Origin of the sequence: Polymorphospora sp. A560, from assembly GCF_045781765.1 — a bacterium.
GTDB classification, from domain to species: Bacteria; Actinomycetota; Actinomycetes; order Mycobacteriales; family Micromonosporaceae; genus Polymorphospora; species Polymorphospora lycopeni.
Map to the genome: position 1 here is coordinate 6670590 of NZ_CP122282.1, position 13222 is coordinate 6683811.

The 13222-nt window shown below is 71.1% G+C and carries 5 protein-coding genes; 3 read left to right on the plus strand and 2 right to left on the minus strand.

Features of this window, described 5'->3' with window-relative positions; translation table 11 throughout:
- The first annotated feature begins 3 nt into the window (after positions 1 to 3).
- Positions 4 to 924, plus strand: a complete 921-nt coding sequence (locus QCD66_RS30120; protein WP_364208501.1) for a glycosyltransferase family 2 protein — start codon at positions 4 to 6, stop codon at positions 922 to 924.
- On the plus strand, positions 921 to 2456 hold the full coding sequence (locus QCD66_RS30125; protein ID WP_364208504.1) for a lipopolysaccharide biosynthesis protein: 1536 nt from the start codon (positions 921 to 923) through the stop codon (positions 2454 to 2456). The genes QCD66_RS30120 and QCD66_RS30125 overlap by 4 nt, the downstream gene beginning before the upstream one ends.
- A 334-nt stretch (positions 2457 to 2790) precedes the next feature.
- Here the strand turns inward: QCD66_RS30125 and QCD66_RS30130 are convergent, their stop codons facing one another.
- On the minus strand, positions 2791 to 7497 hold the full coding sequence (locus QCD66_RS30130; protein ID WP_407566879.1) for a PQQ-dependent sugar dehydrogenase: 4707 nt from the start codon (positions 7495 to 7497) through the stop codon (positions 2791 to 2793).
- A gap of 240 nt (positions 7498 to 7737) precedes the next feature.
- Positions 7738 to 11412, minus strand: a complete 3675-nt coding sequence (locus tag QCD66_RS30135; protein WP_375735640.1) for a PQQ-dependent sugar dehydrogenase — start codon at positions 11410 to 11412, stop codon at positions 7738 to 7740.
- Between the two features lie 432 nt (positions 11413 to 11844).
- Between QCD66_RS30135 and QCD66_RS30140 the strand changes: the two genes are divergently transcribed.
- Positions 11845 to 13194 carry a glycosyltransferase family 4 protein gene (locus tag QCD66_RS30140; protein ID WP_407566880.1) on the plus strand — a complete coding sequence of 450 codons (1350 nt, stop codon included), beginning with the start codon at positions 11845 to 11847 and terminating at the stop codon, positions 13192 to 13194.
- The last annotated feature ends 28 nt before the right edge of the window (positions 13195 to 13222 follow it).

Genomic DNA, 13222 nt, shown 5'->3' on the forward strand with positions numbered 1-13222 from the left:
ACGATGCCCGGCACCCCTCGCGTCACCATCGGTGTCCCCGTCTACAACGCCGAGCGTTACCTCATCGGCTGCCTCGACGCGCTGCTCGCCCAGGACTACCACGACTTCGAGGTCGTGATCAGTGACAACGCCTCGACCGACCGCACCTGGGAGATCTGCCAGCGCTACGCCGCGATCGATCCGCGCATCCGGGTCTACCGCAACCCGCAGAACCTCGGCGGTCACGCCAACTTCGCCCGGGTCGCCGAACTGGCCCGTGGCGAACTGTTCAAGTGGGCGGCGTACGACGACGTGTGCCTGCCGGGACACCTCGGCGCCTGCGTCGCCGCCCTCGACGCGGCCGGGCCGGAGACGGTGCTCGCCTATCCCCGGACGCTTCTCATCGACGAAGAAGGCGAAACAATCGGCCCGTACGCTGACCTCATGGACCTGCGCCACCACCGCCCCTGGCGGCGGGTCGCCGCGGTGGCGTCGCACATCAGCCTCTGCCACGCCCACTTCGGCGTCTTCCGGCTCGAAGCGTTGCGCCGCACCGGCATGATCCGCCCCTACCTGTCGTCGGACTACACGCTGATGGCCGAGGTGGCCGCCCTGGGTGAGATCCACGAGGTCGACCAGCCGCTGTTCATGCGCCGGGTGCACGGCGCCTCGACGCGGCAGGCCAAGGACAGCAACGCGACGGACGCCAGCGCCTGGTTCGCCCCCCAGGGTGGGCGCACCTCCGGCGCGCCCCGGATGCGGATGCTGGGCGAGACCCTGCGCGTGCTCGCCACCGCCGACGCGCCGCGTTCGACCCGGCTGGCCAACGCCAGCGCGTTCCTCACCGCCTGGTCGGTGCGCCGGGTCCGGGTACGGTTCGGACGGTGGCGCCGCCAGCTGGTCCGGCACCCCGCTCCCGCGACAGCACGCGGCAGCGTCTGGTGACCAACGCGAGTCCGTCCGGCACCGTCGAGGCGGCGCCGGTCCAGTCCGGTCCACCGCCGAAGTCCAAGGTAGGGTCCGCGATCGGCTGGTCGTACGTCCTGACCGCCGGTCGGGTCGGCTCCTCGGTGGTCGTCACGTTCCTGCTGGCGATGCTGCTCGGCCCCGACGAGTTCGGCATCCTGGCGATGGCACTGGTCTTCGTGACCATCGCCCAGACGATCCTCCAGCAGGGGCTGGTGTCGGCGATCGTCCAGCGCGACAAGCTGACCGGCGCCCACCTCGACGCCGCGTTCGGGGTGCTGGCCATCGCCGGCTTCGGCGTCGCCGCCCTCGCCGCCGCCCTGAGTCCGGTCTGGTCCCTGATCAACCGGGAGCCTCGGCTCACCGTGGTCTGCGTCGCGCTCGCCCCGCTCGTCGTCATACAGGGGCTGGCCATCGTGCCGGAGGCGGTGCTCCGCCGCGAGCTGCAGTTCCGGGCCGTCGCGATCCGTACCCTGGTCGCCGCGCTCGTCAGCGGCGTGGTCGGGATCGCGCTCGCCCTCGCCGGTGCCGGCATCTGGGCGCTGGTCGCCCAGCAGTTGGTCAACGCCCTCATCGGTCTGGTCGTGCTCTGGGTCGTCTGCCCCTGGCGACCGAGCCGGCGCATCCGGTTCGGTGCCATCCGCGAGTTGTGGACGTTCTCGCTGCACTCCGCCAACGCCGGGCTGGGCGTCATGCTCAGCAACCGTGCCGACCTCATCTTTACCGGGATCTTCTTCGGCCCGATCGCCACCGGCATCTACCGGCTGGCCGCCCGGCTGCCCGACATGCTGGTCGACGTGACGGTCCGATCGCTTCAGCAGGTGGCGTTGCCGTCGCTGTCCCGGCTGCAGAACGACCGGGCCGCCTTCGCCGCCCACCTCACCCAGCTCCAGCATCTCGGCGCCATCGTCGGGCTGCCCGTACTCGGGGTCCTGGCCGCCACCGCCGGGCCGCTGGTCGGCTTCCTCGGCCCGCAGTGGGCCGGCACCGAGGTCCCGTTGCAGGTGCTCTGCCTGTTCGGCGCGGTCAACGTCTACGGGGTGCTGCTCGGTCCCGCGTTGCAGGCGATCGGCCAGCCGGGCAAGCTCGCCGCGATCTCGTGGACCCGGGGCCTGCTCGGGGTGGCCACCTTCGCCGTGCTGGGCACCCTGTTCACCAGCGGCAACCCGGCGGCGCAGGCCACCGCGATCGGCATTGCCGGGGTGGGCCTCCAGGTCGTGGTCAACGCGGTGTCGATCTGGGTCACCGTACGTCGGGCAGCCGGTGCCTCGGTGCTGCGGTTCCTGCTGCCGACGCTGCCGGCGGTGGTCGCCGCGACGGCTGCCGCGCTGGTTCCGTACGCCGTCAACCGGCTCGGTGTCGACGAGCTGCCCCCGCTGGCGGGTGTGGTGGTGATGGGCGCGGTCGGCGGCCTGACCGCCGCGGCGATCCTGTGGACCACCGACCGGCGCGTACGCGCCCTGGTCCGCAAACGCCTCCCCCGCCGCCGCCCCCTGGCCCCCGCCCAGTAGCCCTTCTTCCCTCTCCCCTTCTCCCGCCCGCCCCACCCCACCCCCCAAGATCCGCGTGATCAGGGAGTAAGCCGGGCGTGTTGTCGGCGTGGCGGACGAAATACTCCCTGATCACGCGGATCTTGCGCGGGCGGGGTGGGTGAGGCCTGGGCGACGCCGGTCCTTGATCCCGGTGATCAGGGACTCTGTCGCACGGCACGCCGACGCCACGCCGGACTTGGTCCCTGATCACGCGGATCTTGGGGCGGGGCGGGTGGGCGGGGGACGGGGAGAGCAAGGAAGACGGTGGCCCCCAGCCCGGAGGGCTGGGGGCCACCGTCTGGGGTGGTGCGGGTCAGGACTGGGGGCGGAAGATGATCGCGGTGTTGTCGGCGAGGGCCGGCTCGTTGAACGAGTGCTGCACCGCCTGCGTACCCGCGTGGTTCTCGATCCCGACCGTGGCACTGTCACCACGCTCACGCGTCTTGCTCGGCGCCAGACTCTCGTAGTTGAACACGATCTCACCAGACACCGACAACGACACCTGAATCGTCACCCGAGCCGACGACGAACCGTACTGACCATGGTTGAACCACTCCAACACGAACCTACGGTCCGCGCCGCTACCGACCACCGCACTACGCACCACCGTGTCCGCCCGCACCACGAGGTCGTCCCAGAACGGATAGACCCCGGTGTTCGGCGCGGTGGTGTCCGGAATCGGGCCGTTGATCGGCTGCGCCCCGCCCGGGTCCTCGAAGCTGAGGAACCCGTTGCTGGACACCCACGCCGACGTGTACGTCTGCCCGTAGAACGGGAACGCGAACGGCAGGTCGATCCGCTCCACCGAGTCGTCACCGGTCAACGGAATCGGCGTACCACCCGACACCGGCGTGTACGGCCGGGACTCCGTCGACCTGGTGTACGAACCACCGCCGCTGGCCGGCGGCGGGGTGGTGGCCGGCGGTGGCTCGCTGGTGGGTGGTGCCGTCGTCGGTGCGGTCAGCGCCAGGTTGGTGGTGTGGGCACCGGCGGCGGCAACCGTCACCGTGGCCGAGGCGGTGCGCCCGCCGTCCGCCGCGGCGGCGACGGTGTACGTCCCGGGCGGCACCGAACCGATCGTGTAGCTGCCGGTGGCCGTGGTCGTCGCGGCCCGCCCGCCGGGGTTCAGCGTCACCGCGGCCCCCGCGACCGGCGTACCGCCGCTGGTGACCACGCCGGAAACCGTGCCGGTGGTGGCCGGCGTCGGGTCGACCGGCGGCTGGTTCGTCGGCCCCTGGCCGCCGCTGGACGGGGTGAAGATGATCGCGGTGTTGTCGGCGAGGGCCGGCTCGTTGAACGAGTGCTGCACCGCCTGCGTACCCGCGTGGTTCTCGATCCCGACCGTGGCACTGTCACCACGCTCACGCGTCTTGCTCGGCGCCAGACTCTCGTAGTTGAACACGATCTCACCAGACACCGACAACGACACCTGAATCGTCACCCGAGCCGACGACGAACCGTACTGACCATGGTTGAACCACTCCAACACGAACCTACGGTCCGCGCCGCTGCCGGCGACCGCACTACGCACCACCGTGTCCGCCCGGACGACCAGGTCGTCCCAGAACGGGTAGACGGCGGCGTTGGGTGCCGACGCGTCGGGGATCGGCCCGTTGATCGGCTGGCCGTTGCCCGGGTCCTCGAAGCTGAGGAACCCGTTGGCGGAGATCCACGCCGAGTTGTAGCTGTGCCCGTAGAACGGGAACGCGAACGGCAGGTCGATCCGCTCCACCGAGTCGTCACCGGTCAACGGAATCGGCGTACCACCCGACACCGGCGTGTACGGCCGGGACTCCGTCGACCTGGTGTACGAACCACCACCGCTGCCCGGCGGCGGCGTGGTGGGCGGCGGCGTGGTCGCCGGCGGGGTGGTGGGCGGCGGGGTCGGCGTCGGGGTCGGGTTGGTCGGCCCGGTCAACGTGAGGTTGGCCGTGTGCGTGCCGCCGGCGGTGACCGTGACCGAGCCCGAGCCGGTCAGTCCGCCCGGCCCGGTGCCGGTGACGGTGTACGACCCGGCCGGGACCGAGCCCAGGGTGTAGCTGCCACCCGCGGCCGTGCTCGCGGTGAGGTTGCCGGGGTTCAGTGTCACGGTCGCGCCGACCACCGGTGCGCCGTTGCTGGTGACCACGCCGTTGACGGTGCCGGTGACCGGCGGCGGGTCGGTCGGGCCGCCACCACCGGGCGGGGTGATGACGATCGCGGTGTTGTTGGCGAGGACCGCCTCGTTGATCGAGTACTGCAAGGCGATCGTGCCGGTGCCGTTCTCGATCCCGACGGTGGCGGAGTTGCCCAGTTCACGGGCGCCGCCGAGGTCGGCGTAGTTGAAGGTGATCCGGCCGGACTCCTCCATCAGCACCTGGAACGTCAACCGGGCCGACGAGGAGCCGTAGAGGCCGATGTTGCGCCACTCGACGTTGAAGCGGCGGTTGGGGGCGGTGCCGGTCACCGCCGTACGGACGGTCGAGTTGTCCCGGGCCCACAGGTCGTCCCAGAACGGGTAGATGGCGGCGTTGGGCGCTGACACGTCCGGGATCGGGGTGTTGACGCCCCACGAGCCGTTCGGGTCGAGGAACGACAGCTTGCCGTTGACGTCGATCCAGGCGGCGTCGTACGTCTCGCCGTAGAACGGGAAGGCGAACGGCAGGTCGACCCGGGTGATGGCGTCGTCGCCGGCCAGCGGCAGCACGGTGTCGTCGGCGGGCACGATCGCCCGCCCGGTCACCGTGTCGCAGGTGTAGCCGAAGGTGTCCGCGCACGAGCCGGAGCCGCTGTAGGTGGCCGTGTAGGTGGTGGGGACGGCCGGCGCGGTGATGACGTGGGTCTGTGCCCCGCCGTCCGACCACTCCTCGAAGGTGAACGTCGAACTGCCGGCGGTCTGCGGCGTGGGCGCGCTGATCGTGTTGGTCGAGCCGACGATGACCTCACGGACCACCGGCGTGCTGAACGGTGCGCCGTTGTGGTTCAACTCCAGCCCGCCGGGGGTGGTGGCCAGGGTCAGGTTGACCGTCTTCGGGTCGATCCGGGTGGTGGTGCTGGAGGTCAGGCCGCTGCTGTCGGTCGCGGTCAGCGTCAGTTCGAGGTGCGACGGGTATTCGTGGTCCGGCGCGACGAACGTGCCGGAGTCGACGCCCTCCGCGCTCTGCACGTGGTGGGTGTGGCAGTCGTCGGCGGAGTAGCAGTGCCGGTTGATCAGCTGCCAGGACAGCGACGACGCGGGCAGCGTGCCGTCCTGCGGGTCGGTCGCGTGGCCGGAGAAGGAGACCGTCTCGCCGACCTCCCAGCGCAGCGCGGTGGTCGGCGAGTCGATGACCGGTACCGGCGCGTCGGTGCCGACGAAGATCTGCAGGGTCTCGGTGTCGACCGCCCCGGCCATGTCGGACACCCGCAGCCGGGCGGTGTGGGTGCCGGTCGTGGTGTAGGTGTGGGTCGCGGTCGGACCGCTGGCGTCGAACGTGCCGTCGTCGGTGAAGTCCCACTGGTAGGTGAGGATGTCGCCGGCGTCGGGGTCGGTGGTGTTGCTGGCGTCGAACGAGACCGTGAGCGGCGCGTTGCCCGAGGTCGGGTTCGCGGTGAACGCGGCCTGCGGGGGCAGGTTGCCGGAGCTGTAGTGGAACCGGCGCACCGTGCCGCCGGTCAGGTCGGCGTAGTACAGGTTGTTGTCCGGGCCGATGACCAGGTCGACCGGCGCGGAGGCGGTCGAGGTGAACGGCATGATGTCGGACGGGTCCGGTACGCCGTCCGGTCCGGCCCGCATGGCCCAGATGCAGCCACGCGAGTAGTCGGCGAAGAACAGCGCGCCGGCGTACGGCGCCGGGTAGTTGCCGCCCTCGGTCGGGTAGAACGTGATGCCGGTCGGGGCCGAGCCGCCGGTCCGGCAGCCGTCGCCGGGCGCGACGACGTCGTTGTGGTGGTAGGTGTAGTGCGGCCCGGTGGCCGTGCCGGCGGGGGCGGCGTAGAGGCTGCGGCACAGGTCGAGCTGGGCCGCGCGGTAACCGCTCTGCACGCTGTTGCCCTCGTAGCAGGGCCAGCCGTAGTTGCGTACCGGTCCGTCGGCCGGGTCGACGATCCGGTTGATCTCTTCCCAGTTGCGCCAGCCGACGTCGGCGACCCAGACCTCGTCGGTGCCCGGGCGGAACGCCCAGCGGTAGGGGTTGCGCAGGCCGTACGCGACGATGCGGCGGGTGTTGGCGTCGGCGCTGGCGGCCATCGGGTTGTCCGGCATGGCCGCCGCGGTCTGCGGGTCGACCCGGATCAGGGTGCCGGACAGGCCGGTCGGGTCGCCGCCGGTGCGCAGGTCCTGGGCGCGCAGGGCGCCACCCTCCGCGGTCGGCGGGGTCATCGCGCCGCCGACCGGCGACGGCGGGTCGCCGCAGGGGTTGGTCGGGTTGCCGGCCTGGCCGTAGTCGACGAAGGTGCCGGAGGCGCCGTCGCCGCCGGTGACGTAGAGCGCGCCGTCCGGGCCGAAGCGGAGTTCGCCGATGGAGTGGCTCTCGATCTGCTGGCACCAGTCGTGCAGCAGCACCTCTTCGGGGCCGGTCATCACGTCGCCGTCGAGCCGCAGCCGGGAGACCCGGCTGCTGGCCGCGCAACTGCTCCGCTCGTGGCAGGTGTCGTTGTAGGTGGGTGCGGTGCCGCCGATCAGCCCGTCGTAGGTGTAGCTGACGTAGAGGTAGGGGTCGGCCGGGAAGCTCGGGGGGACCGCCATCCCGATCATCCCGAGGTCCTCGTAGTTGTAGACGTTGGTGCGCAGGTCGGCCACGACGGTCGCGGTGGTGTCCGACAGGCTGTCGAACACCTTGATGACGCCGTCCTTCTGGGCGACGAACACCCGGCCGTCGGGCGCGAAGACCACCTTGGTCGGCAGGTGGAGTCCGGACAGGACGATCTGCTCGGTGAAGCCGACCGGTGGACCGGCCGCCTCCGCCGGCGCGGCCGAGCCGGGCACCAGGCCCAGGCCGACGGGCACGCTCAGTGCGAGGGCCAGCGCCGAGGACAGTGCGCGCCGTATCGCTCGCGACACCCGGGTCTCCCATCTCACGGCAGGGCCGTGGCACAAACAGGTCGATGCGGCTGTTGCCGGCAGAGAGTACGCGGCCACAGCATCGCGCATGATCCAACCGAATGGCTTCGGTAGCCCGACCGGACTACCCGGCCGTACGGCTCGACTTCGGCCGGCCGATCGGTGCTGAGTGATCACTTGGTCACGGAACGGCGTTCCGGGCCCGGCGGAGACCGCCGGGCCCGGGACGCGACGTCGCCGTCAGGGTACGGGATGGAACACGATCGCCGTTCCGTTGGCCAGCACCGCCTGGTTGAACGAATGCTGTACGGCGGCGGCACCGGAGACGTCCTCGACGCCGACCGTGGCACTGTCCCCGAGTTCTCTCGGCTTCGATGTGGTCAGATCGGCATAGTTGAAGATGATTTCGCCATTTTCGGCGAGGATCGCCTCGACGGTGATCCGGGCCGAGGTCGAGCCGTAGTGGCCGATGTTGCGCCACTCGACGACGAACTGGCGGTTGGGTGCGGTGCCGACGACCTCGGTACGGATCGTCGAGTCGGCGCGTACCACCAGGTCGTCCCAGAACGGATAGACCGCGCCGTTGGGTGCCGCCGGATCGGGCAGGGCGGCGTTGGTGGGCTGCGCCGACCCCGGATCGGAGAACGACAGGAAGCCGTTGGTGGAGACCCACGCACTCGACCGCGGCTGGCCGTAGAACGGGAACGCGAACGGCAGGCTGACCTGGGTCACCCCCTCGTCGCCGGTCAACGGCAGCACCGTGCCGTTCGCGGGCACGAACGGGCGCGGCCCGGTGGTGACCGTGTAGTCGCCCTCGCCGCCGCCGGGCGCGGCGAGTGCCAGGTCGACGGTGTGCGACCCGCCGGGCGCGACGCTCACCGACCGGCTGCCGGCCAGGCCGCCGGGTGCGGTGCCGGTGACGGTGTACGCGCCGACCGGCACCGACGGCAGCGTGTAGGAGCCGTTGCCGGCCGTGGTCGTCGTGTGGTTGCCCGGCGACAGCGTCACCGTCGCCCCGGCGACGGCCAGTCCGGTCGCCGCGCTGGTGACCACACCGGACACCGCGCCGGTGGTCGGCGGTGCGCCGCCGGGCGGGGTGAACACCACCGACGTCCCGTTACGCAGGTCGGGCGTGTTCGTCGAGTAGCTCAGCGCCACCGCGCCGGTGCCGTCCTCGATCCCGACCGTCGCCGAGTCACCGCGTTCGCGGCCGGCCGTGGACAGGTCGGCATAGCTGTAGACGATCTCGCCGGACTCCGACAGGACGGCCTGGAACGTGACCCGGGCCGACGTCGAGCCGTACAGGCCGGTGTTGCGCCACTCGACGACGTACCTGCGGTTCGGGGCGGTGCCGGTGGTCGCCGTACGGATGCTGGAGTCGGCCCGGACGAACAGGTCGTCCCAGAAGGGGTAGAGGGCGGCGTTCGGCAGCCCCGGGTCGGGCAGTGCGGTGTTGGTGCCCAGTGGTGAGCCCGGGTCGGTGAACGACAGGAATCCGTTCGTCGACACCCAGGCGGTGCTGTGCGACCCGCCGTAGAACGGGAACGCGAACGGCAGGCTCACCGAGGTGTACGCGTCGTCGCCGGTCAGCGGCAGGACCGTGGTCTCGGCGGGCAGGAACGGCCGGTCGGTGCTGGTGGTGCAGGTGTAGCCGTAGCTGTCGGCGCAGCCCGGGGCACTGGTGTAGGTCGCGGTCCAGGTGCCGGCGGTGGCCGGGGCGATCAGCACGTGGGTCGCCGCGCCCCCGTCCGACCAGCTGCCGAAGGTGTGCACGAGCGAGTTGCCGCTCTGCGGGCTCGGCGCGCTGACCGTGTTGGTCGAGCCGACGATCACCGTACGGGTGAACGGCGCGGTGCCGGAGAAGTTGCCGACGCTGAGTTGCAGTCCGGGCGGACTGGTCGCGAAGGTCAGGTCGACGGTTCGCGGGTCGAGCCGGCGTACGGTCGTGCTGGTCAGCCCGTCGGCGTCGGTCGCGGTGAGTTCCAGTTCGAGGTACGACGGGTATTCGTGGTCCGGCGCGATGAACGACCCGGACCCGACTCCGGCCCACTCCTGCAGATGGTGGGTGTGGCAGTTGCCGACCGACTCGCAGTGTTCCATCCGCAGCCGCCAGTGCAGCCCGGACGCCGGGATGGTGCCCTGCTGCGGGTCGGTGGCGTGGCCGCCGAAGGCGAGGGTGTCACCGACCTGCCAGGTGGTGCCGGTGGTGGGGGTGGTGATGAAGGCGGTCGGCGCGCTGTTTCCGGGCTGGATGCGGACCGTGGTGCTGTTCGACGCGCCGAGGGTGTCGGTGACGGTCAGCGTCGCGGTGAAGGTGCCGCTGGCCGGATAGGTGTGCGTGGCGGTCGGTGTGGTCGCGTCGACGGTGCCGTCGCTGGTGAAGTCCCACCGGTACGTGAGCCGCCCGGCGTCGGCGGGGTCGGGGTCGGTGGAGCCGGTGCCGTCGAAGGTGACGGTCAGCGGGGCGGTGCCGGAGGTGGGGGTGGCGGAGATCGCGGCGACCGGCGGCTGGTTGCCGGGGAAGTAGCGGATCCGCCGGACCGTGCCGCCCAGGTCTGCGTAGTAGACCTCGCCGCCGGGGCCGACGGCCAGGTCGGCGGGGCTGGCGGCGGCCTGGGCGAACAGGGTGATGTTCGTCGGGCTGGGCAGCCCGCCCGGGCTGCCCGGGCGCATCGCCCAGATGCAGTTCCGGGAATAGTCGCTGAAGAACAGCGCACCGGCGTACGCCGCCGGATAGCTGCCGCCGCTGCCGGGGTAGAAGGCCAAGCCGCCGACGGCGTCACCGCCGGCGCCACAGTTCTCGCCGGGTACGACGTCGGCGTTGTGGTGGTAGGCGTAGTAGGGCGCGGTCTGGCCCGCTCCACTGTAGAGCGACTCGCAGAGGTTCAGGTTCGCGTTGTCGTAGCTGGCCATCCGGGCGTTGCCCTCGTAGCAGGGCCAGCCGAAGTTGGTGACGCCGCTGGTGGGCGCGGCGACCCGGTCGATCTCCTCCCAGAGGTTCCAGCCGACGTCGCCGAGCCAGACCTCGCTGGTCCCGGGTCGCACGGTCGCCCGGAACGGGTTGCGCAGGCCGGTGGCGACGATCCGCCGGGCGTTGGGGTCGGCGGAGGCGATCAGCGGGTTGCCGGGGGCGGCGGCGCCGGTCGCCGGGTCGATCCGGATGACGGTGCCGTCGAGGCCGGTCGGGTCGCCGAGGGTGCGTACGTCCTGCGAGCGCAGCGCACCACCCTCGGCGGTCGGCGGGGTCATGGTGCCGCCCGGCGGGTCGCCGCAGGGGTTGCGCGGGTTGCCGAGCTGCCCGTAGTCGGTGGCGCTGAAGCTCGCGCCGTCGCCGGCCGTGGCGTAGAGCATGCCGTCGGCGCCGAACGCCAGGTCGCCGACGGAGTGGCTCGGATATTGCTGACACCAGTCGTGGATGAGGACCTGCTCGGGGCCGCTGACGACGTTTCCGGCCGCCCGCAGCCGGGAGAGCCGGCCGGTGACGACGCACTGGCCGTTGTTGGCGTCCCCGCAGTTGTCGTTCCACACCGGAGCGGTCCGGCCCGGCGGGGCGTCGTAGGTGTAGAGCACGTAGACGTACGGGTCGGCCGGGAAGCCGGGGGCCAGTGCCAGGCCGATCAGCCCGCGGTCCCAGACGTTGTGCACGTTCGTGGACAGGTCGGCGAAAAGGGTCGGGGTGGGGTCGGCAAGGTCGTCGAAGACCTTGATCCGGCCGTTCTTCTCGGCGACGAAGACCCGCCCGTCGGCGGCGAACTCGATGTTCGTCGGCTGGCTCAGCCCGCTGAAGACGACCTGCTCCTGGAAGCCGGTCGGCAGCACGACGGCGGCCGCCGGGGCACCCGGCAACGGCGCGAGGAGTCCGGCCAGCAGGGCGGACGTGAGGCCGATTCCCAACCCGCGTCGAAGGCGCGTCATCGCACCCCTCCCGGAAGACACGTGCGCGGGTGGCGCGCACCAGCCACGACCGTCGATACGAGGGATCGTGCGCACAGAGTAGCCAGGCGGTGAATGTTGAGTGGTGTCCTGTTCCTGACCGAAGAATCAGGACGAAGATCGACAAAAAGGGATCTCGGCGACGTTCCACCCTGGTGGAATCATCAGTTCAGTGCCGCAAAGCGACCAAAAGGATGATCGACATTGACCGATTCGATGACCAAGGAAGCAGGCACTTGGTCCGACTCATGTTAGAAAGACGACATCGTCCGAGAATGCGAGTCACTTGCCCGCACCGGACCGCATAGAGCAGGCTCTGCAATAGCTTCTTTCCCTTCCGGTCGCAGCCCGACGAGGCGCTGCGACCGTTCGTCGATGCCATCCTTTCCAGTTCTGGGCGGATACGAGGTAGACATGGCCGACCGGCGTCCGCACGTCGTCATCGTGGTGGTGAACCTGCCCGTTGAACGCGACCGGCGGGTCATCCGCGAGTGCCGGGCGCTGGAGGCCGCCGGCTACCGCGTGACGGTCATCTGCCCGCGCGGCCCGCAGAAGCTGCGGGTGCTGCCCGGCACCGAGACGCAGATCCGGTCCTTCCCCCAGCCGCTCGCCGGCTCGGGGGTGCTCTCCTTCGCCGCCGAGTTCGCCTGGGCGCTGATCGCCGTCACCACCCGCCTGCTGGGCGTTATGGCGCGCACCCGGGTCGACGCGGTGCAGGCCTGCAACCCGCCCGACGTCTTCTGGACCATCGCCCTGCTCATGCGGCTGCTCCGCCGGCCGTTCGTCTTCGACCACCACGACCTGAGCCCGGAGCTCTACGAGTGCAAGACCGAGAACCCGCGTCCGGTCGTACTGCGCATCCTCAAGCTCATGGAACGGCTGTCCTGGCGCTGCGCGTCGGCGGTGGTGTCGACCAACGAGTCCTACCGGGAACTGGCGATCAGCCGCGGCGGCTGCGACCCCGACGACGTCGTGGTCGTCCGCAACGGGCCGACGCTGGCCGAGGTCGGCGCGGCCGGGATCCCGGCGCAGCGCACCGGTGAGCCGGCCACGGCGCCGGGCGACGACGACCGCCAGGTGGTCGTCTACCTCGGCGTCATCAATCCGCAGGACCACGTCGACGCCGCGGTGCTCGCGGCCGAACGGCTGGTGGACCTGCGCGGTCGCGGCGACTGGCGGCTGGTCGTGGCCGGCGACGGCGACAGCCTGCCCGGACTGCGACAACTCGTCACCGAGCGCGGCCTCGACGACGTGGTGCGGTTCACCGGCTGGCTGGAGGCCGACGAGGTCGACGCGTTGCTGCGCTCCGCTTCGATCGCCATCCAGCCGGACCCGCCGACCCGGATGGCCGACTTGTCGACAATGGCGAAGACCGTGGAGTATGTGGCACGAGGGCTGCCGGTCGTAGCCGTCGACCTACTGGAAACGCGGCGCACCGCCGAGGGGGCGGCGACCTACGTGCCGACCGGCTCCCCGGACGAACTGGCCAAAGCGCTCGACCAGCTCCTCAGTGACGAGGAGGCCCGGTCGGCGATGCGGACCGTGGCCCGGCGGCGCTTCACCGAGCTGCTCGCCTGGGACCATCAGGCCAGGGCGTACATCCGGCTGTGGGACCGGCTTCTGCGCCCACGGCCAACGGGCTCGTCCCCGGCTCCACCGATGGACCCGGCCCACGCCGAACAAGGCGTGAACGACGCCGCATGGTACGAAACTGGCGGCGGCAAGGCCCCTGGCCGGGCCTCGCAGACCAACCTCACGACCTGACGACCCGCGCTACCCGAAGGGGCCGACG

Bases quoted from the DNA above. Each gene is read 5' to 3' on its own strand.
- QCD66_RS30140 (WP_407566880.1), top strand. From the start codon at position 11,845: ATGGCCGACCGGCGTCCGCACGTCGTCATCGTGGTGGTGAACCTGCCC.
- QCD66_RS30120 (WP_364208501.1), top strand. From the start codon at position 4: ATGCCCGGCACCCCTCGCGTCACCATCGGTGTCCCCGTCTACAACGCC.
- QCD66_RS30135 (WP_375735640.1), bottom strand. From the start codon at position 11,412: ATGACGCGCCTTCGACGCGGGTTGGGAATCGGCCTCACGTCCGCCCTG.